Origin of the sequence: Rhizobium aureum (genome assembly GCF_030182495.1) — a bacterium.
GTDB classification, from domain to species: domain Bacteria; phylum Pseudomonadota; class Alphaproteobacteria; order Rhizobiales; family Rhizobiaceae; genus Rhizobium; species Rhizobium tropici_C.
On the sequence record NZ_JAQJCI010000037.1, the window covers coordinates 1 to 16,952 of the forward strand.

Annotated in this window: 19 protein-coding genes and 3 pseudogenes; 11 read left to right on the forward strand and 11 right to left on the reverse strand. The window is 56.6% G+C overall.

Going from position 1 to position 16,952, the window contains the following annotated elements; translation table 11 throughout:
• Both PH552_RS33415 and PH552_RS33420 read left to right on the forward strand, forming a co-directional pair.
• A pseudogene (locus PH552_RS33415) lies at positions 1-680 on the forward strand (IS5 family transposase); the annotation flags it as partial.
• 135 nt (positions 681-815) lie between these two features.
• A complete protein-coding gene (locus PH552_RS33420) occupies positions 816-2,072 on the forward strand; it encodes an AGE family epimerase/isomerase (protein ID WP_285166682.1) in 1,257 nt (418 codons plus the stop codon).
• A 45-nt stretch (positions 2,073-2,117) separates the two neighbouring features.
• Here PH552_RS33420 and PH552_RS33425 read toward each other — a convergent pair whose 3' ends face one another.
• Complete coding sequence (locus tag PH552_RS33425) at positions 2,118-2,606, reverse strand: heme-degrading domain-containing protein (protein ID WP_285166684.1); 489 nt, start codon at positions 2,604-2,606, stop codon at positions 2,118-2,120.
• Positions 2,607-2,664: 58 nt separating this feature from the next.
• Entirely contained in the window at positions 2,665-3,603 is a 939-nt protein-coding gene (locus PH552_RS33430) for an ATP-grasp fold amidoligase family protein (protein ID WP_285166686.1), read from the reverse strand.
• Positions 3,604-3,690: 87 nt separating this feature from the next.
• On the opposite strand from PH552_RS33430, the gene PH552_RS33435 reads away from it, so the two are divergent.
• Entirely contained in the window at positions 3,691-5,205 is a 1,515-nt protein-coding gene (locus tag PH552_RS33435; RefSeq protein ID WP_285166688.1) for a lipopolysaccharide biosynthesis protein, read from the forward strand.
• A gap of 4 nt (positions 5,206-5,209) precedes the next feature.
• On the opposite strand, the gene PH552_RS33440 is transcribed toward PH552_RS33435, so the two are convergent.
• Positions 5,210-6,370 carry a GumK N-terminal domain-containing glycosyltransferase gene (locus PH552_RS33440; RefSeq protein WP_285166690.1) on the reverse strand — a complete coding sequence of 387 codons (1,161 nt, stop codon included), beginning with the start codon at positions 6,368-6,370 and terminating at the stop codon, positions 5,210-5,212.
• A gap of 334 nt (positions 6,371-6,704) precedes the next feature.
• Between PH552_RS33440 and PH552_RS33445 the strand changes: the two genes are divergently transcribed.
• The 3 genes from PH552_RS33445 (at position 6,705) to PH552_RS33455 (ending at position 8,616) form a co-directional block, all read left to right on the forward strand.
• Complete coding sequence (locus PH552_RS33445; protein ID WP_483315523.1) at positions 6,705-7,673, forward strand: polysaccharide lyase family 20 protein; 969 nt, start codon at positions 6,705-6,707, stop codon at positions 7,671-7,673.
• Positions 7,674-7,806: 133 nt separating this feature from the next.
• Positions 7,807-8,103 (forward strand): hypothetical protein, encoded by a 297-nt coding sequence (locus PH552_RS33450; protein WP_285166692.1) that lies wholly within the window; start codon positions 7,807-7,809, stop codon positions 8,101-8,103.
• Positions 8,104-8,409: 306 nt separating this feature from the next.
• Entirely contained in the window at positions 8,410-8,616 is a 207-nt protein-coding gene (locus tag PH552_RS33455; RefSeq protein WP_112342610.1) for a hypothetical protein, read from the forward strand.
• Between the two features lie 80 nt (positions 8,617-8,696).
• On the opposite strand, the pseudogene PH552_RS33855 reads toward PH552_RS33455, so the two are convergent.
• The 4 genes and pseudogenes from PH552_RS33855 to PH552_RS33470 form a co-directional block, all read right to left on the reverse strand.
• A pseudogene (locus PH552_RS33855) lies at positions 8,697-9,062 on the reverse strand (sugar phosphate isomerase/epimerase); the annotation flags it as partial.
• Positions 9,063-9,121: 59 nt separating this feature from the next.
• Positions 9,122-10,036, reverse strand: a pseudogene (locus PH552_RS33460) (anti-CBASS protein Acb1 family protein); the annotation flags it as partial.
• A gap of 48 nt (positions 10,037-10,084) precedes the next feature.
• Complete coding sequence (gene terL / locus PH552_RS33465; protein ID WP_285166696.1) at positions 10,085-11,569, reverse strand: phage terminase large subunit; 1,485 nt, start codon at positions 11,567-11,569, stop codon at positions 10,085-10,087.
• On the reverse strand, positions 11,526-11,873 hold the full coding sequence (locus PH552_RS33470) for a hypothetical protein (RefSeq protein ID WP_112342611.1): 348 nt from the start codon (positions 11,871-11,873) through the stop codon (positions 11,526-11,528). Before PH552_RS33470 ends, terL begins: the two co-directional genes overlap by 44 nt.
• 284 nt (positions 11,874-12,157) lie before the next feature.
• Here PH552_RS33470 and PH552_RS33475 point away from each other — a divergent pair, with 284 nt between their 5' ends.
• Both PH552_RS33475 and PH552_RS33480 read left to right on the forward strand, forming a co-directional pair.
• Positions 12,158-12,424: a hypothetical protein gene (locus PH552_RS33475; RefSeq protein ID WP_285166698.1), complete on the forward strand. Its 267-nt coding sequence runs from the start codon at positions 12,158-12,160 to the stop codon at positions 12,422-12,424.
• Positions 12,424-13,122: a class I SAM-dependent methyltransferase gene (locus PH552_RS33480; protein ID WP_285166700.1), complete on the forward strand. Its 699-nt coding sequence runs from the start codon at positions 12,424-12,426 to the stop codon at positions 13,120-13,122. The genes PH552_RS33475 and PH552_RS33480 overlap by 1 nt, the downstream gene beginning before the upstream one ends.
• A 74-nt stretch (positions 13,123-13,196) precedes the next feature.
• On the opposite strand, the gene PH552_RS33485 is transcribed toward PH552_RS33480, so the two are convergent.
• From PH552_RS33485 to PH552_RS33500, 4 genes are all read right to left on the reverse strand, one after another.
• Positions 13,197-13,862, reverse strand: a complete 666-nt coding sequence (locus tag PH552_RS33485) for a DUF6362 family protein (RefSeq protein WP_285166709.1) — start codon at positions 13,860-13,862, stop codon at positions 13,197-13,199.
• Positions 13,837-14,253, reverse strand: coding sequence for a hypothetical protein (locus tag PH552_RS33490; RefSeq protein ID WP_113251811.1), 417 nt, complete (start codon positions 14,251-14,253; stop codon positions 13,837-13,839). Before PH552_RS33490 ends, PH552_RS33485 begins: the two co-directional genes overlap by 26 nt.
• 56 nt (positions 14,254-14,309) lie before the next feature.
• Entirely contained in the window at positions 14,310-14,582 is a 273-nt protein-coding gene (locus PH552_RS33495; RefSeq protein ID WP_112342615.1) for a hypothetical protein, read from the reverse strand.
• A 79-nt stretch (positions 14,583-14,661) separates the two neighbouring features.
• Positions 14,662-14,880, reverse strand: coding sequence for a hypothetical protein (locus tag PH552_RS33500; protein WP_285166702.1), 219 nt, complete (start codon positions 14,878-14,880; stop codon positions 14,662-14,664).
• Positions 14,881-15,242: 362 nt separating this feature from the next.
• On the opposite strand from PH552_RS33500, the gene PH552_RS33505 reads away from it, so the two are divergent.
• The 3 genes from PH552_RS33505 to tnpB all read left to right on the forward strand — a co-directional run bounded on the left by PH552_RS33505 (position 15,243) and on the right by tnpB (position 16,936).
• Positions 15,243-16,031 carry an XRE family transcriptional regulator gene (locus tag PH552_RS33505; RefSeq protein ID WP_112342618.1) on the forward strand — a complete coding sequence of 263 codons (789 nt, stop codon included), beginning with the start codon at positions 15,243-15,245 and terminating at the stop codon, positions 16,029-16,031.
• 336 nt (positions 16,032-16,367) lie between these two features.
• Entirely contained in the window at positions 16,368-16,595 is a 228-nt protein-coding gene (locus PH552_RS33510) for a hypothetical protein (RefSeq protein ID WP_285166704.1), read from the forward strand.
• The gene (gene tnpB, locus PH552_RS33515; RefSeq protein ID WP_069611408.1) at positions 16,592-16,936 is read left to right on the forward strand and encodes an IS66 family insertion sequence element accessory protein TnpB; all 345 of its coding nucleotides are present in this window, start codon (positions 16,592-16,594) and stop codon (positions 16,934-16,936) included. The genes PH552_RS33510 and tnpB overlap by 4 nt, the downstream gene beginning before the upstream one ends.
• Positions 16,937-16,952 lie beyond the last annotated feature (16 nt).

Below are 16,952 nucleotides of genomic sequence, written 5' to 3' on the forward strand. Positions count from 1 at the left end.
CGGCGCGTCTTGAATGGGATTTTCTGGCGGCTGAGAACTGGTGCGCCGTGGGCGGATATTCCAGCGCGCTATGGCCCCTATACGACCTGCGTAAACCGCTTTAACCGGTGGCGTCATGCGGGGCATTGGGGGCGTATTCTCGACGCAATATCAGAAGCTTACGATGGCGATATCCAGATGATCGACAGCTCGTCAATCCGCGTTCACCAACATGCTGCCAACGGTCAAAAAAAGACGAGCGATCCGGTTGCATGGGTCGCTCGCGCGGCGGGCTGACAACCAAAATTCATGCTCTTGTCGATGCCGATGGTCGACCGATCCGCTTAAAGCTGACAGCCGGACAGGCCCATGACGGACGCTCGGCGACCGATATGTTGGCGACTGTCGGGGCCGGTCAAACACTTCTGGCTGACCGCGCTTATGACAGCGACAGGCTGCGACAAGACCTCAAAGCACGCGGAGCATGGGGCTGTATCCGCCCCATGCCAAACAGGGTCAATATTCCCGACTTCAGCTCATGGCTTTACAAACAACGCAACGCTGTCGAGCGGTTTTTCAACAAACTCAAACACTTCCGAGCTATCGCAACCCGATACGACAAACGCGACGACAACTTCCTCGCATCCATCCAGCTCGCCTCAATTCGTATCTGGCTACGATCTTATGAGTCGGTGTCCTAGGCGAATTGCTGCCCGACCATTGCTACCCGACCATGGACAACGCGGATGTAGCGACACAGTTTCATCCCATAACGCCATGACAGCGCTTTCGAGCGGCGCTATACGGCTTCTGGAAGAGAATCCAAGGAGGACGGCATGAACATACAGGTTGAACCCGCAGCGCTCGGAAACTGGAGCACCCGCACCTACCACAGGCGCTGGTTGCTCGATCAGGCCGATGCGCTTTTCAATTTCTTCCAGTATCGCGCCGTCAATCCCAAGGGCGGCTTCTATGACATGGACGATTACGGCAAACCGCTGGATGAGACCAATCCCGTGCGGGGCATCCACTCGACGGCGCGCATGGTGCATTGCTTCTCGATCGGATCGCTGCTGGGTCGTCCCGGCGCGAGCGAGATTGTCGACCATGGAATGAATTATCTATGGAACCATCATCGTGACACGAAGCATGGCGGCTATGTCTGGTCGCTAAACAATGATGGCCCGGTCGATTCCAGCAAGCAGGGATATGGTCACGCTTTCGTACTGCTTGCGGCTTCCTCCGCCAAGACGATCGGACACCCGCTGGCCGACGGCATGCTCGCGGATGTCACGGAAATTCTGGATATGAAGTTCTGGGAAGCAAAGCACGGCGCGATTGCCGAGGAATTCAACCAGGATTGGTCGCTGATCGACGGCGGCAGCTATCGTGGCCAGAATTCCAACATGCATTTGACGGAAGCGCTGATGGCCGCCTTCGAGGTTACAGGCGAAAGAGCATATCTGGAAAAGGCCGAAAGTATCGCGGATCTCGTTATCCGGCGTTCGGCTGGATCTGTTGGTTGGCGAGTTGCCGAGCACTTCAACGCGGATTGGGTGCTCGACAAGAATTATCGCGGCAATGAGATGTTTCGTCCGTCGGGCACGACGCCGGGGCATTGGCTGGAATGGGCGCGTCTCATCCTGCAGCTTTGGTCGCTGGGAAAAAGGCGTCACGACTGGATGCCGGACGCGGCCAAAGGCCTCTTCTCGCAATCCATATCTCTGGGTTGGGACAATGATAAAGGCGGCTTTTTCTATACGCTTGATTGGGAAGATATACCGGCCAAACGCAACAAGCTCTGGTGGCCTGCCTGCGAGGGCGCAGGGGCTGCACACTACCTGAATGAACACGCTCCGAGCGATTTCCATGAAGAAAGCTATCGCAAGATTTGGAGCGTGATCAGCCGGGCATTCATAGATCACGCCAATGGCGGCTGGCATGAAGAGCTGACAGACAATCTGGTTCCGGCCCACACGCTGTTTCCAGGCAAGGGTGATATCTACCATGCCTTGCAGGCCTGCCTGATCCCTCTCTTTCCGGCAACAGGTAGCCTCACCAAGGTCATCGCCGAGGCTGGCGGGAAAATCTAAGGCTGGCGGCGGCGCATGGTCCAGGTCCGGTGCCGCCTTCGCCTTCTATGCGAGATTGAGATTGTGAAGCTCGTGACCAAGCGTCAGAGCCAACGCCTCGACGACGAGATTATGATCTTCACGCTGCGGCAGGCCAGAAACGGTAACTGCGCCGATGCAGCCGGTGCCATTGACGGAAATGGGGAAGCTGCCGCCGGATGCGGCATATTCAGCGCTCGAAAGGCCATTGTCCTCGATCGTTTTCCCCTGCCGCTGCAGTCGCAAGGTGCTGGCGTAGCTGCTGCGAAAATACCGCAAGACCATGTTGCGCTTCCGGCGAATCCAGTTGGAATTGTCGGGGGTGGAGCCGGGTAACGCGACGTAGAAAACCGGCATCGAATGCAGCGTAATATCGATGGCGACGCCCAGATTGCGCTCGCTGGCCAGGTCGCGCAATAGCTTCCCCAGTACCCAGGCCGTCGAAAGATCGAAAGCGTCGAAGCGCAGCGTTTCCTCTTGCAGTTCGATACGAGCAAGGTCCTGGTCGATCGTCATGGAAAGCCCTTCCTAAAAATGGATCGGCCTATCAAACGCGGAGAAAGTGATTTGTCCACTATCTCTTTGGGACTTCGAAACCAAGTCGCCATTTTTGACCGATAATAAGGTCATACTCTTCCGGCTCGAACGCCTCAAAGCCTCCGCCTGGATAGAAGGTCAATTCGCCGACGCGGACCCACTCCGCCGACGCATAGAGATCGACACGAACGAAATCGATATCACGCGCCACGGTTTCAGCGACATGGATCATTTCATCCAGCCGCGGCGGACGCGCAACTTCGCCTGGATAAAGACCGAGATAATCCCGATCGTAAAACGGTAGTTTCTGCCAGTCGGGCGTATAATTGCAGGAATAGCCTCGGCCATTCTCACGTATGTCGATCTCGATATGAGAAACTTTGCCGTTGAACGTAAAGAGCCGATAATCCCAAGGAACTCTGCCATCGACGAGCAGCATGCTTTCTATAAGAATGCGGCGCTCCAATTGGCTGTAAGCCCACTCCCTATTGTAGGAAGCATGATCGATCGATAGCCACTCAGCTGAGGGATCATTCTTGAGAAGCCGGTCCACGTCAGCCTCTCCATAAAGAAATCGTCCCACACCGCTCGCATGGGTCGGCTTGACAACGGCAGGTAAGGAGATTTCCGACCAATCCACGGAGGCCAGGTCGGTTCCGACCCAAAGCGTGGGAATAATATATTGGCTGCCAACCCGTTCCGCGATCAGCAGCTTGGCGTCGGCCTTGTCAACGAAACGTGGAAAGACGGGATTGCGATCGTAAAGTTTGCGCGCCTGCACCTTATCGGTAAAGGTTTGAGGTGATGTCAAATTGGGAAATTTGCCGCGGATGGCACGATATTTCAGAGCGCAATAAGCCCTGTCCGGCAAAGGCGACATAAGCCGCCAGAGGAGATTGTGCATCCGCTCGCGCAATCCCTTCTGCAGATATCCCGGAATGAGAAATCCATCTCGCCCTGCGGCTCGATCTGTCATAGCAGCCATCTTGAATTTCAACTAGAACGCAAGTGAAAACTATCAGCCCGCCTTTAACACAAGGTTATGCGTCGGTCTTCAAGATAGATGACCATGAGTAAATCTGCATCCAATCTTCTTAGAAGCTCACTGATCAGCCTGGCAGCAACATTCATTTCGTTGGCAGCAGGCTTCGCGAGCAGCATCATCGCCGCCCGCATGCTCGGTCCTGCCGGATCGGGCAAGGTCGCCTACGCATTATGGGTTGCGACGGCGGCCGCAGCGCTGGCAGACATGGGCCTGCCTCAAACCTTGCTGCGCAATGCAGGCAGCCTTTCGGGCGATGGCGACGCATGGAAAACATTGGTCCGCACGGCGCTGCGCAGCTTTCTCATATCCGTCGGCATGATTACCGCAGCTATTCTTCTCTTTGCCGCAATTACTTACGTCCACCGCGATGTACGGCATGCCTGGTTTTGGCTGACTACCGGTGCCTTGTTCCTGAGCTATGCGTTCCATGTATTCTCGACCGCGGTGGCACGTGGAAGAAACCGCTTCGGTCAGACGGCTCGCACGACTTTACTGGGCGGAACGATGCAAGTTCCGCTCGTCTTTGCCGGAGCCTGGCTGCTGGGCCCGGCTGGAGCCTTGATCGGCTATGTCGCCCGCTATCTGCCACAGGCGTTGAAATTGCGAAGCTATATCGATCCCGCTTCAAAATATTCGCGGAACGCGATGACACCGGAAATGTTGCGCTACGGCCGGTATATATGGCTCAGCGATCTCATCGAGATCCTCGTCCTCTCGCGCATAGAGTTCCTCTTTCTGGGTATCTTTCTCTCTCCGACAAGCATCGGCTATTTCGCTGCGGGCCTCGGCCTGGCCGGGCTCATTGAACAGATCATGCTCCAGATATCGCCGGCGTTGATTGTCAATTTCACCGAGGCACATGCGCGAAATGACCAGCAGGCGCTTGATGCGGCATATCAACGTGTTATCCGTATCGTCGCCCTGGTCATGCTGCCGATCAGTCTTGGCGGCGCAACCATCATGCCCGAACTTTTGCCGCTGATCTTCGGCGATGCCTTTGAGCCTGCCACTCCCGCAGCGGCCACCCTGCTGGCCTTTGTCTGGCTTGCCGGCATGTCCGTAATTCCGTGGGGCATAATCGGCGCTTCCGGTCGCAGCGCTGTTTTGCTGCGCATACAGATTGCAAGCGGTATATCGACGATAGTATTGCTGACCGTTCTTGTGCCTCTGCTTGGGCTCGAGGGTGCCGCTCTTGCTCGGGTCATGATCGTGATATTTACGTTTACGCTGCTCGGCTGGATGGCTTGGAAATATGTCCGCGTTGCTGTACCGGTCGCGGCCTTGGCAAAAACGATGCTCGCAGCTCTTCTTTGCGCGAGCGCCGCAGGTCTCGGCGTTTACAGCCTCGATGGGCTTGCGGCGCTTATAGCCGCCATTCCCGCTGGAATAATTGCCTACATGCTGGCAATCCGTTTTTTGCGCCTGGTTACACCCGAAGATGTGCAGATTTTGATGGATACGGCGGCAGCGAAGCTACCAAAAGTATCACGTCCATTCGCCAACAAGCTGTTCAATTTTCTCGCACCGAGCTAATAGATCACTGGGCTTCAAAGGCGGCGGCCAAAGTCTGCCGTGCAACCTCGTCCCAGGTCATTATTCCATCGCGGAAAGCCGTCGAACGTCGCATCGCCAGTGCAGCGTCGATCTTCTCTCGCCAGGCAACCTCGCCTTCAAGACGATATGGAATTCCGTTGGCACGTTTAAAGGGAACAAGATCAGGCAACAGGATCGGCAAACCGCAATAGCTGTACTGCGCGAGCTTCAGGCTTGATTCAGCGAGATAAACTTCATCGGCTGTGAGCCGATAAGGCGCAATTCCGAAATCCGCATGCTGCAGATAAGGAACGATGCCTTCGAAGTCCCGCTCACCGTAGATCGTGATATTTGGTTGAGCCCAGCCGCTCCAAGCTGCGCCAAAGACGTGAAAATTTACATCGGGAGCAGCCGCTGCCATGGCAGCGACGGAAGCCTGGTCAAAGAGCATATTGCCGATGGAAATTGCGTTGTAGCTGCCGGGTTGATATGGCGACGGCTGCTCCCGATCAAAGAGTGCGGTGTCGACACCCTGAGGAACGACACGTACACGCCCCCCCGATGGAAGCATCGCCCCCAGCCTTTCTGAAGGAACACAAACCGTATCGAAGCGTCCAATCTGAGCGGCTTGAAACTCTTGCAGCACTGGTGCTGCGCCTATGCTGCGCAGCAGGTCGCGGCAAAAATACAAGGTGCGTGCCCTCGAATTCAGCCTTTTGACCTTATTAAAGAATGCGAGTGCCGAACCGCTTTCGATCACCACCAAATCGGCATCGGCTATTACGCCGCGCGCAAAAGCAGGGAGATAGCTGCCATAAAGCCGAAACAATGCCGCACTTGTTACATTCAGAAAGCGATTGCTGGAGCTGAAGGCATGGAATGGAGGAAGATAAGCGCCTGCTCTCAGGTTAGCGGCGATAACCTGAAATCGGTTCGCCTGGTCTTGAGACAGTGCGCGAAAGCGTGGACGGTCCTTCAACAGCGTCAGCCAGCTGTGTCCTATGGTAACAAAATCGACCTTATTTCCCTGCGCGGCCCAGCAGGACGCGATAAAGTGGATCGACGCCCTCCTGTAGCCGCGCAGAAACGCATGCGATGTTAGAATCACTATCTTCCGTCGCTGCTTGGCCTCGCTTATGGCCAGCTTTGCATCCTCGTGTGCCAAAGGCAGGTCCCTAACCGCGACCTTTCGCCGGCCTGTCTCATAACCGGCATCAAAACGTCGTTGAAGTTGCGGCGGCGAACGATCATGTCCGGGGCGCTGATAACCGCAACCAAGCCCAGTCTGGAGGGATATGAACCGCAAAGCGTCTAACAGGTGGTTAAAGTAGCGCCGTCAATCATCACATTAATAGGTTGTAGTTCTCGTGGATTTGATTGGAAGTGACTTGGCGAACCATCACTCTGGCCCTGAAGCCGCACAGCTCTCGCTTGCCTGCAAGAAGCGAACAGGTCATTGATAACGCTGTATGAATGTCCCGCCAGAGGAATACTCCTGCATGAATGCAAAATACGCATTGCCCGCCATCCTGGCCTGCACCTGTGCTGCGACGCCAACTCTGGCTGACAATCCAGCGCAGATGGTTCTACACGACGGCTTCGACGGCACGGATTTCGCGCCGTCCGGCCATCTTTATTATCGCGATAACTTCGAACAAAAAGCGGGCACGATTGAATTTCAATCAGAGGTCAAGCGGACCGGCGCCGGTGCATTGAAGTTAAGTGTCAAGCCATTCTGCCCGCCCGGTAAAGCGAATTGCAGCGAAAGAGCGGAGATCTGGGAGCGTACCAAATATCGCGTACCCTACGATCAGGGAGTTTGGTACGGCTTTGCCGTTAAGTTCGCCGATCCCATCCCGTCTGGCGATCATCGTTATCTCATTGCGCAATGGAAACGGGAAATCGGGCCGAAGGCAGAGGGAGACTTCAGCCCATTCCTGGCTTTGCGGCTCAATAACGGCAAGCTTTTCGCTACCGTAGAGACCAACTACGTCGCACCGGCCAAGAAGGGCAAATTCAGGGGCGATGGTGAAATTTGCGGCGACGGCGAAACGCCTGTTTGGTTCCGGCCGGATAGCAATCAGATGCGGGCCTTGGTGGCGACGGACGATAATTGGAATGACGGCGATGGTGGAGAGTTCACCAGTTGCACCAACGCAATCAAGGTAATAAATCGTGGCAACAAGCTACCAACGCCTTCTTCTGGCTGGATCGACTTCGCCATCTACAGCAAACCGGGCCCGGATGGCTCGGGTCATATCGAAATATTCGCTAACAATAAATGGATTGTATCAGTTACCGGCCACATAGGACATGCAGACCACGGACTTGGAAGGAATCAATACTTTAAATTCGGCCCATATCGCGCTGCCGATACTACGGTTTGGACTCTTTATTACGATGATTTTCGCCGTTCACCGCATTGCGCCGATGTATTGTCGGACCCCAGTCTGTGCCCGATGAAGTGAGATGGTAGACGAAGGCACTTCCATCGTTGAATAAACATCGCTGAGAGATGCTGCGAAAACCGCTTTTTTAGCAATTCCGCCGAACTTTTTCTCTTTTCGTTAGTTATCTTCTTTCGTGAAGGAGGTGACCTAAATGCTTACTACCCATCGCGACTGCAAACAGCACGTGAAGAGGAATGCAATACCATCTCTCGGCGAAATCGAAGGTAGGGTCGCAGTTCTGGAAATTGTTGCTCAATCTGCGTTGGCGCACGTCTTTGACGACGGAGAAGTCGATATTGACGCTGCATTGCTCGCACAAATTCGCAGGGCAATGCATCGTAAGTGCAAAGAACTGAAACTCGACGGAGAAGACACGGCATCGGCACTTTCATATGCCGAGGAGTTGATCGAGGCTGCAGTAAGGGCGTCCCATCCAACTCACCAATGATGCCTTCCAGACCGAAGCTCGCATTATCCCTTTTGGTGGCGCTGGCAATTACGCTCGGCGTCCTCTTGTTTGTTGCGCCACACGACATAAAGGATAGGCCTGCACATCCAACAGCCCGGCCTGGCGAGCACCAAATTCCTCAATGATGTGCCGCAAAGAACCTTGTCGCATTAAGAGACACGGTACCTGTTCCATATCAGGCTGATGTTAACGTCGAGCAATGAAGGCGGTTGCAAATTTCCAAAACCAAAGCAGTGTTCGCTTCAGCCCATCTGGTACCAGCTCCAACAATGAATGGTGTAGCGAATGTTTATGACGATCAACGCGCCGCTTTACCCTGATGACATTGATGTCCTCGCCGGCGCACTCTTCGCCTGGTGCGCGGAGCGTAGTATAAGACTGCAAAGCCAGGAGGGTCTGTCCGCGGCCAACGTGGCTATCGATCTCTACGATGCCGGTTATCAAACCCAGGACCAGCTTCTGGGCGCTCTGTACGACTATGAGTTTCATTGACGATTAGGTCCAGAGCCCGCCCATCCTCAAAGTTGCGACGTAGAGCAATCACCTGAATAGGTGCCGTGGTACCGCTTCAGTTACAGCAAGCTCTGATCTACCGCCTGATCTTTCAGAGCATTGGCGATGCAGTCCCGCTCTTCAAGGATGCCGGACCATTCGTCCCAATGGTATGTCGAATCATAGATTAGCGTGAAAGGCCCGTGGTAGCCGGCGGCGGCGGAAACCTCGACACAACGAATATAATCCTCGGTATCAAGGCCAGTTGCGGAATAATGCCCCTTTGCGTGGCAAAGCTCGGCGCGGCCCATGATCTTCGCAAGATCATCATATTTTCCGGCGCGCTCCCAGTTGCCGAAGTCCCCGTTGAGACCGACCTTGCCGCCCAATGCGTCAAGAAGTCGATTGACCTCTGCAGGGCTTGGTAAAAGATCAAACCAGTTTTCTTCATATCGGCCGTGCCCGTCGCGTTCATGCCGGCGGGTGACTGGCCGAGCAATCGGGTGACCGGAATGTCGGCCGCGCCGGCGACGATCTGCAGGAAGGCCATCAGAATATCCGTAAGACCGGAGAGCGATGCGCTCTTGCTGTCATAGTCCTCTTCGGCATCGAGGATCAGGGTGCCGTTGACCCCCTTGATGGTGTTGGCAAGCGAGTAACGGCGCAGTACGGCATCTTCATAGGCCTGATTGCCGATATTCGCCGAGAACTGCGGAACCTTGATGATGTCGATCTTCGCCTCGAAGACGAGGCTGGCGATATTGGCCGCCGAACTGTCTGCGTTCTTGATCGCGTCGAAGGTCGCGGCCAGCACGCTTTCGCCCCAGGCTTGATTGCCCATGCCGCCAAACTCTTCATTAGGCGCCATCGCCCCCTTGAAGATGACGAGCCGGGACGGATGGATGGTCACCTGGATGCCGTTGGCGCCGGTCAGCGTGTAGAATTTTGGCGTGCCATACCATTCCGAGGTCGGATCGCTCTCAATGTCCCCGGCAGCCAGCTGTCGACGCGTCAGCACCGTCAAGTGTTTGAGGCCGCCCTTTCCGATACGCTCCATCTCCAATGGCAAGGCCGGATCGGCGTCCTCCGACCCGATGAACAAGGCAGCGCCACCGAAAAGCCGCGCCTTCGTCGACGCCTCCAGCAGCCTGCCGCGAAGATTGAGACGGCGTTCCTCGGCATCGATCAATTCGATCTGATCGTTCGCCGCCTGCCAGTTTCGCCATTTCCGGCAGCTATCCAGCGCCGGAATGTCGACGATCTTGCGCGGCAGCCAGGAACCGCGATAGGCGGCAATGATCTGCTCGTCCGTCAGGATCGGCTGCGTGTAGAAAACAGATGCCGCCTTGTCGCGTTCGGTGCCCAGGCGGGATGCCAGGCTCACCAATCCGTCGCGAACCATCGAGAATACCTGCCCCATGGATTGTCCTTTGATGTCGGGTGATGAAGAGGCTCACACGAGGCGAGCCTAGAAGTTGCTGAAGCTGAAGGACGAACTCAGCGCGAGCTCATTCAAAGCATCGGCGAAAGCATCGACCTGATCGTCGAACTGCCCATTCGGAAAGGCACAGATCTCGTCGAGAAATGCCTCATTCCAGTCCCCACGCAAAAGCTTGACGTTTCCCGCTTCAGCCTGCGCCGAGGCAGGTTTGGCGCGCGTAGCCTTGTCTCCGGTTGGTGATATCGCTTTTACAGGAAAGCCAGCGAGCAGCTTGATCTTCGTTTCCGCATCGGCCTTGCCGGCCGCTCCCGGGTCCTGCGGCATACGGATCGTCACCGTCGGCCCGTCCTGCGATGCCGTATTCTTGAGATTGCGCTCCACTTCGGCCGGAGACCAGCGTCCCCGCGCTATGGTTTCGACGTAGAAGATACCATCGACCCAAGCCATGCGCAGGCCAACGGTCCAATCCGGCTGGCGGCCGGGGCGTGCTTTCGAAGCGGCGAAATCCCAGGCGCGGCAACGCTTTGCACCTGCCGGCACAACTTCGACGATTTCGAAGTCGCCGCGCTGAAACAGACCACCAGAACGTGGCGCGGGCCGTTGCTGGAACTGACCGGCCACCGCATAGGAACCGAGCGGAATCTTGTCACGCTCGACCACCGCCAGAGGGAAACGCTGCGGAAAGAGCAGCTCGCCTTCCTCTGTCCTCGGATCGACAAATCCGATCGAAGTCCGGCAACGGCGCTCCGGCTCGAATTCCATCGGCAGCATCAGGTGCTCGTAGCCGAGCCGCAACGACAGGATCGTGCCGGAGACATCCGCCTCGTGTAGCCGCTGCATCACGACGACGATCGCCGAGCGCTGAGGATCGTTGAGACGCGTTGGCACGGATTCGCGAAATGTGCGAACCGTCGTCAGCCGCTCGGCTTCCGATTCGGCCCCATCGACCGAATGCGGATCGTCGATGATGACACGATCGCCGCGTCCACCGGTCAGCCTCGAGAATGGCACGCCCTGACGCGAGCCCGTGCGGGTATTGGCGAAAGCCATCTCGCCGGTTCTCGTCAGCTTGACCTGATCGCCCCACAGCGCCTGATACCACTCTGAGGCAACAAGGTCGCGCATGCGCCTGTTGTCGCGCTTGGCATAATGTTCCGAATAGGAGGCGCCGAGATAACGCAATTGCGGCTTGCCCTTCGGCCCCCATTCCCATGCCGGCCAGAAGACGCCGCAGAGAAGTGATTTCATCGTCCCCGGCGGCACGTTGATCAGCAGCCGGGTAATATCACCGGCGGTCACCGCTTCGAGATGCTGACAGATGGCGTCAATATGCCAGCCATGGACATAATCGACCGAGGGCTCGACGACATGCCAGGCCTCTCGCACGAAGCCGGTTAGCGATTGGCAATTGGTACGAATTCTCTCCGCATCCGTTGCAATGCGGGCGGCGACCTCCCCTTGCTCGCGCTCAGCTATCCGCCTTGCCTTCTCCTCCCGTATCGCCGCCATCATCGTCGCCGGATCCGGCAAGCGGGCCGAAGAGGGATTCGAGTATTGCAAGCTGCTCATCCGTGGCATTGGTTAAGTCGATGGTGACACCCCTGCCTCCCTTGGCCCCGGCGCCGGAGCGTTCGCTCGGCTTCTGGTGAACATAGGAGGCTGCGATCTTCGCCATTTCGTCGCGCCGCTTCTGATCCGCCTCGTCGTCGCGCATTACTTTCAACATGTAATCAAGCGGCGTGTCGTCAACAGAAACGGCCTTGCGACGGCGCGCACGCGGTTTGCGCGGCGCGACCGGCTTGTCGGCATTGGTCATGCTTCAGATTTCCGATGGGATTTTGAAAGAAAACAAACGGTTCAAAACAACGCTTGCGGTCGACAGTGCGTCGCTGCAACTGTTCTCATCATGCCAAAATAGATACCCTATTCCGGCGCAATTGGCGACACCCTTGAAGGCCGACCAGCGCGCAAGGAATGGAGACTTTGACGAAGGTGCCAAATAACGGTCTGAAATTACTTGTGAATATCGCAGCCTGCAGTCCGACGAATTGAAGGGTCTGACCTTAAATTCATATCGGTTAGCTCTGGAAAATAACGAAGATGCACGATCAAATTCAGTCCAGTGAAGCTTTTGAGCAGGTTCGCACCATACTCCTGCAGGAGTGGGATCCGATCGGCGTTCAAGATGCGCAGGGACCGCCTAACGAATATGACGGCTACGCCGAGGAAATCCTCGCCATGTTGTCGACAAGAGAAATGACCACCGAAGAGATTGCTGCTCACCTGCTGCAAATGGCTGCGGATCACATGGCGCTTCAACGCACACCGGCGCTGAGAACTCTTTGCACCATGCGGCGGAGCATCTGATGAGAACCTCTCTAAAACACGGATACAGAGAAACATCAGGCTTCAGTTCGGCTGACGCCAAGAGCGATGATAGGATTCGGCAATTTATCGCCGCCAACCTTCCGGTCCTGCCCGTTCCCGGCATCGCGGGCATTCGGCTGCATAGAGCAGGCCCGCAAAGTGGGCTGCGGCGTCTCGCCGAGCGGGATCCGCAATTCGGCTCACCCTATTGGGCACATTATTGGGGAGGAGGTCTGGTCCTGGCTCGCTATCTTTTCGACAGGCCGGAAAGCGTGGCCGGCCGTCGCGTGCTGGATCTCGGGGCCGGCTCTGGAATTGTCGGGATTGCGGCCGCAAAAGTGGGTGCAGCGGAAGTCTATGCCGCCGACATCGATCCCTATGCGATCGCGGCCATCGAGCTCAATACGGAATTGAATGGAGTAACAGTCAACGCGACGCTCGCAGACTTGACGCAAGGCGAACCGCCCGAAGTCGATGCCATATGCGTCGGAGATCTTTTCTATGAAGTGACGCTTGCCGAGAAAGTCACAGCATTTCTGGATCGCTGTCTGGCGCAGGGGATTGCAATCTTGATCGGCGATCCCTGGCGCGCGCATCTGCCCAAGTCGAGGCTTCGGCTTCTGGCGGAATATGCGGTTCCGGATTTCGGCGAGGATACCACAAGGACGCGCCCGGCTGGCGTCTTTGCATTCGCCTGAACCAAATCACCGAGCGGAGACCGTTGGTACGGCACAACGATTATGCGGGGTCGGACCGCAATCGTCGCTACGATTCAGGCGTTCATCTTGGCGCGCCTTCGGTTTCCGCGCTCCAGTCGTTTGGCCAGTTCGGCAAGCTCAGGGCTTGCCGCATCGAAGACAGGCCGCGCATCATCCGGCAGCCAGTGGTTTTCATGCTTGGGCGCTTGCGGTGTTACCCGATCGAGCCGACCAGGCGCATTCGGCATCATCGGAGATATGCGCGACCAATCCGGCTGCTGCAATATCGGTGAGCCGGCGAGAAGCCTGCTGGCAAGATTCTGGAATTCACCTTGAATGCGCCGTTCGGCCGTGCAACGTACGCGCCCCGTCCGCGCGCAGAAATCCCGGAAGGATCCGGCAATATACGGCGCAGCTAGGCAAATGGACCAGCGCGAAAGCAGAATGCGCCGCTCCTCGTCCTGTACCTGCGTGCGCAGCCATTCCTGCAAAACTTCCTCCGCCCGACTGATCGCCGCGGCACTCGGACGATAGCGGATGCGGATATCTGCATGGTCCGTCGGCTCTGGCAAAACCTCCGGCCAAAGCGTCCGCATTCGGTCAGGCCGAACGCCGCGCACGTCGAGATGGACCATCGTGTCGGCAGCCTCGACGAAGCGGGCGCGCACGATCAGGCTCAAATCGGCGATCTCTGCCGCGTGACTGGACAGGTCGTCAAACTGCAAGGCGGATCGGTGCATCAAGTCGTTTCTCCAATTCCCGATAAATCAGCGTGCGTAATGTCGCGCGAACGGGCCAAGGCCGCCGTGCCACCGCGTCCGTGCGTAAGGAAGCGAGCGCGATATCGTCGAAGGCGCCCAAGAGATCACCTGGACGCTGCAGTGCCCAATCCTGGCGCTGCGCAAGGACATCGGACACCGCACCGATCGTGTCCGACCAGAGTTCGTCCCGGTTGCTCCCGGTCTGCCGGATGCACCGCAAGACGAAGACCAGATGGCCGTCGCCATAGCGACCTCGAATTTCCTGCATCGTCCCACGCGCGTGACTTTCCGCCGGGGCGCGTCGCCGATGGACCGGAACCAGCTTGATGCCGAGCCCATCGAGAAGAAGATCCAGCCTGCCTTTGGTCATGCAGCTCAACTCCTTTCCTCAGTGAATTTGATGCTTTCCGCATTCCGGCGAACGGATCAGGCAATGCCGGCGGCAGTAGCAGGCTTCGGCTTGAAAAGGGCTTCCGCCTTGGAAATTGCTTCGACCCTCGCCCCGTCACGCAGCATCGGCGTATTGAGATAGGCGACCATCGCCTCGCCCGCAGCGGCCTTCGCTGCATCCTGCGTCGCGAAAACGATCGGCTCGCCGCGACTATCGCGGACTATCTCGTTTGTCGCTCGATGCACCTTGCGGATCCAGCCGTGATGACCGCCGGCAACAGCTTCAGTTCCGATTTGAAATTCATTCATGGCAACCTCCTCCGGCCAATGAGCCGGATCTGTCTGTTGAGTGTTCTGGTGGGATTCGAATGGGAAGCGCGGGTGATCGTCAGCCCATTTCGACGAGACGTGCCAACTTCTCGGCACGAGTATTTTCGTCTTCAGCGATGCGAAAGTGGATCTGATCCCCTTCCGGCGCGCCACAATCTTCATCGTCATCATATGAGCGTGACGATCTGCAGATACTCGATTTTACCGCTATCAGCATGGTGCCGAAGAAAAATGCCGCGCCCACGCAAGCCAGGAAGCCCTGAAGCAACTCGCTCATCACAATCTCCCCAGATCCGGAGCTTCATTGACTGGCTCGCCCATGGCCATTTCCGATGGCACGATCGCGAGGTCGCAGTTTTCGCAATGCAGTTCGATAACTTCTGCAATCGACAGGATGCGCCGGCAGCCTGGGCAGCCCCAGAAGCAGTCGAAATATCCCGCGCGAGACGATGTTCTCCTACTTCTTCTGCCCGTGGTCATACCGTCACCTTTCAATACATCCGGCCTAAAATCCGCAGATCAGTCCGCGTACCGGCATGCGGCAGTTTACGCCGCATGCCCCTTGATAAACACCAATTATGTTGATAATAATGATGATGTCAACATGATTTATGTTACAAATTTTGCAAGGGTCGAAAAATGCAAAAATCCATGGGCGAACGACTGAAGGCGGCCCGCGAGGCCGCAAATTATCCATCAGCCACGAAGGCAGCGGAAGCGCTCGGCGTGAGCCTGTCCACCTATCGCGCACACGAGAACGGGCAGAACGAGTTCAGCGCAGAGATCGCCAATCGCTACGCCAAGAAATTCGGGACCTCTGCCGGCTATCTCCTGACGGGAGAAGGGCCGCGCACGGTGGCGCGTGTGGCGCCGACCATCGTCACCTCCTTCGATCCCGACGTACAGGATCAAGACGGATTTGCCGAAGATGGCGAAGAGCATAGCTACAGCCGCGAGCATTGGACGCCGCAGATCGCAGGCGCGATGCCGGAGGTTGATGTCAAATTGGGAGCCGGAAGCGGCATTGTCGGCGAAGTTATCAATCTTCCCGTCGGCTCCGGTAACGTCGCCGGGCATAAGATCGTCGCGGAATGGCTTATTCCCACAGGCTATTTGAGGAACGAGGCAAAGGCCTCGCCGAACCATACCATCATCATGGAAGTCGTCGGCGATTCCATGCAGCCGACCTACATGCCGGGTGATCGCGTCATCGTCGACCTCTCCCAAAACCAGATGACGACTGATACCGTTTACGCCATCAGTGACGGCTATTCCGAGCCGCAGATCAAGCGCCTTCAGCGTGTGCCCTTCACACACCCCAGCCAAGTGAAGATTATTTCGGACAATCCTGCCCTTGAGACGTTCACCGTCGAACTCGAGCGACTGACAGTCATCGGCCGCATTTGCGGACACATTGCCCGCAAATAGATAATTCGTACGGACTTACAAACACTTTTGATGTCGATCCCGATTGGATAAACATAAATAATGTTGACACGTATTATGTTTACAGGCAGTATCCCTATCGAGTGCCGTTGGCCCTGAAAGGAATGAGCCCATGCAAGACGTAAGGCTTGCGTGAAGTCAGCGAAACCGGACAGGCCATGGCATTGATATTCGATCGGAAGAAATATCGAAGGAGATTGCCGTAATGTTCGGAGCACCGCTTAATATCTCACCCGGATCAGCCGGGACTTCGAAAGCGGCCGGTTTTCAGGAAGCAAACGCCTTCTCTGTATCGATCGCACAAATGGAGGCTTGATCATGCAGGCCTGCCCCGCCTTCTCCTGCGAATATTCATTCGACGAGCTCAGCATTCGCCTCTGCGATCGCTGGGAAACCGGGCTGTTGCTCTATGGCCGCGCTGAATTGACCTCTGCCGGTGATGATTATGAAGACGAATTTTACGTCTCGGCTATGGTGGTGCGCGTCGGCGGCGAGTTCGACCCTGATCATCTGGTGAGGGTTCTACGGGCGGCTCGCAAGGCATGATCGCCTCCGGTGTGGTGGTTTATGTGTCGTGCCAGCCGGTCGACTTCCGCAAGGGGGCCGTCTCTTTGATGGCGCTGGTGCGGGATGGCGGCCTCGATCCCTTCAATGGCGCGCTTTACGTCTTCCGGTCGAAACGGGCTGATCGTATTCGTATTGTCTGGTGGGATGGCAGTGGTGTCTGCCTCTATTCGAAAACCCTGGAAGATCAAGGCTTCTGCTGGCCGGGCATATCGGCGGCACGGATACGTCTGGACCATTCTCAGCTGATGGCGTTGCTAGCCGGAATGGATTGGAAAAAGATCCGCCCGGCCAAGGTCCGGCGGCCCTTGTTGACGGGCTGACAGGGCCTGCGGCAAG